Annotated in this window: 3 protein-coding genes; 1 reads left to right on the top strand and 2 read right to left on the bottom strand. The window is 45.8% G+C overall.

Annotated elements, in window-relative coordinates; genetic code table 11:
• Positions 1-95: 95 nt before the first annotated feature.
• Together ampD and B7Y67_RS14340 are read right to left on the bottom strand one after the other, a co-directional pair.
• Entirely contained in the window at positions 96-911 is an 816-nt protein-coding gene (gene ampD / locus B7Y67_RS14345) for a 1,6-anhydro-N-acetylmuramyl-L-alanine amidase AmpD (protein WP_293599223.1), read from the bottom strand.
• A gap of 4 nt (positions 912-915) precedes the next feature.
• Positions 916-1,764, bottom strand: a complete 849-nt coding sequence (locus tag B7Y67_RS14340; protein ID WP_293599222.1) for an inner membrane protein YpjD — start codon at positions 1,762-1,764, stop codon at positions 916-918.
• A 20-nt stretch (positions 1,765-1,784) separates the two neighbouring features.
• Between B7Y67_RS14340 and B7Y67_RS14335 the strand changes: the two genes are divergently transcribed.
• Positions 1,785-2,893 (top strand): signal recognition particle protein (locus B7Y67_RS14335; protein ID WP_293599221.1); only part of this gene is annotated, 1,109 nt, incomplete at its 3' end.

Below are 2,893 nucleotides of genomic sequence, written 5' to 3'. Positions count from 1 at the left end.
CCAGGAATTTAAGGGCTATTTTGGTGCGAAATTACTAGCCCTTTTTAACTAAAGGGCAATAAAGTGAGCGTGTACTCACATACTACTTAGGAGCTCTAGCGAGGGTCCAAACCAAAGGGTATTTTTTTAGCTGAAATGCCAGTTTTGGCTTGGAACTTTTGCCAACTAAATTGAATGCCGGGGTCTGTTTTTCTGCCAGGGGCAATATCGCTATGGCCAGCAAATTTTAGATTAGGGTACGAAGCACTTAGTTGAGCGCTTAATTTAGCCAGGATGGAATACTGAATATCTTCAAAAGGATGTTCATCATCACCCTCCAACTCAATTCCAATAGAGAAATCATTGCACTTCTCGCGACCTAAAAAAGATGAAACACCGGCGTGCCAGGCTTTCTTCTGAGTAGAGACAAACTGATAGACCTCACCATTACGTGCAATCAGGAAATGGCTGGATACCTTTTGATCAGCAATTTCTTCAAAATAAGGGTGAAGCGATGAATCAAGCCTATTTTGGAAAAAATCCACAATGAATTGCGTTGAGTTTCGATCTGCAAAACCGCCGGGCGGAAGGCTGATGTGATGAATCACCACTAAATCAGGAGCGACACCTTCTGGCCGAATATCCTGATTTGGTGAAATTCGCCAAGCGGCAGAACCCAGCCAACCCTGATCGTCCAGGCTATCAAGATGTTCTTGAGAACAATAATAGCGATCCTCTCGCCTAATCGCCTCGGGCTTTGGAAGGTGCACTGAACAATGGCGGCACTGGACAATCACTTCTGGCTCAACAACTTTGTTTCGCTCAGCCTTTATCTTGGCAGCCTCATCGCTATTGAGCTTTGTTTGTTTTTTTCCTTTTATCCAAAGGTACAAAGCGCCTGCGCCAGCAATTAGTAAAAGCCACTTAATCAAAACGTCATACTCTCTGAAGAATTACTTCCAAAACAAATCTACTGCCAACATAAGCCAGTAGCAAGACGACATAAGCACTCAAGACCCAACGAACGGCCACACGCCCACGTAAACCAACACGCCAACGGGCTATGAGAAGTCCAGAAAACAAGAGCCAGGAAATCAATGCAAAGATGGTCTTGTGATCAAAAACAAGCGGCTTACCAAATAATGCTTGTGAAAAAAGTAGACCTGAAAATACAGTCAAACTCAGAAGTGCAACACCCACATACAGTAAGTTAAACAACAAACTTTCCATTGTCATCAAGGGCGGCAAATCCTCAAGCCAGTGGGCTATACGACTATTGGGGAGAATGGCTAACTGACGATGCAATGCTCGGTCCTGAATACTCATCAACATGGCATGCATCGCCGCCAAACTCAATAATCCAACTGAGATCGTAGCCACAATAAAATGCCCTTTAAACCAAGGATCAGAGACGGCCTTTGGAGAAATTAAGGTGCCTGAGAAAAGGGCGGGCAATACCGAGCAGATCAGTGCAAAACACAAAACTAGCCAACGCAAGCTAGAGATCGGCAAAAACCAAGACTGAAACCAATAAAAAGCGAGGCCAACCCAAGCGATTAGTGACAAATCCTGGGCAAAACCAAAAACAAATCCCTCAGGGGTAAAGACCGAGTCGTGCAGCACAATTCCATGTACTAGCAAAATCAATAAGATGAATGCCTGAACCAAGCCTGTAAAAGCTGGAGATTCAATTTTTCCCTTTGGTCGCGAACTTAAAAAGACCAAAAGCAGTAAATAAAGTGCAGATGGGAGCCATCCCGAGCCTGAGTAACCTAAAATATCCATCTGGAAAGTCTAATCGATAAATGCTAGAGAATCTCACCGACCGTCTATCTCGTGTTGTGAAAACAATGCGGGGGCAAGCTCGCCTTACCGAAGAAAACACCGCAGAAATGCTGCGGGAGATCCGGCTGGCCTTGCTGGAGGCGGACGTTGCACTTCCAGTCGTTAAATCTTTACTCGAGCAAATTAAATTTAAAGCCCTTGGCGAAGAAGTGGTTGGAAGCCTTAGTCCCGGCCAAGCGCTTGTTGGGGTGGTGCAACGTGAGCTAGCCCAAGTCATGCGTGGAGATACCGCGCAAAGTGGTGAACTGAATCTAGCTACTCAACCTCCAGCAGTCATTCTGATGGCTGGCTTACAGGGTGCCGGTAAAACTACCTCGGTAGGTAAGTTAGCCAAGTTTCTAGAAGAAAAGAAGAAAAAGAAGGTTTTAACTGTTTCTTGTGACGTCTATCGCCCTGCAGCTATCGAACAGCTAGAAACCGTCACTAAACAAGTTGGCGCTGAATTTTTCCCAAGCAATATCAATCAAAAGCCGAGTGAAATTGCTGCTGCTGCTCTTGATTGGGCTCGCCGCCATTATTTTGATGTGCTCTTGGTAGATACGGCTGGTCGGCTTGGTATTGATGAAGCGCTAATGCAAGAAATTAAAACCTTGCACGCCAATCTCAATCCGATCGAGACCTTGTTTGTTGTTGATGCGATGTTGGGTCAAGATGCTGTTAATACAGCCAAAGCATTCCATGAGGCACTCCCACTCACTGGTGTAATCCTCACCAAACTCGATGGTGACTCACGAGGTGGTGCCGCACTCTCTGTACGTCAAGTTACTGGTGTGCCACTTAAGTTCATTGGTGTTGCTGAAAAAATGGATGGCCTCGAAGCATTCGATGCTGACCGCATGGCAACCCGTATCTTGGGTATGGGCGACATTCTTGCACTGGTTGAACAAGCCCAACAAAACGTTGACGTTGCCAAAGCAGAAAAGTTGGCGAGTAAGATTTCTAAAGGCGGGTTTGATCTGGGCGACTTCCGTGATCAACTGGTGCAGATGCAACAGATGGGGGGCATGGCTAGTTTGATGGATAAGCTACCAAGTCATATGGCACAAGCAGCCTCCAAAACCAATTTAAG

The sequence above is a fragment of the Polynucleobacter sp. 35-46-11 genome, from assembly GCF_002281105.1.
This window is presented reverse-complemented; position numbering and strand designations above follow the sequence as displayed.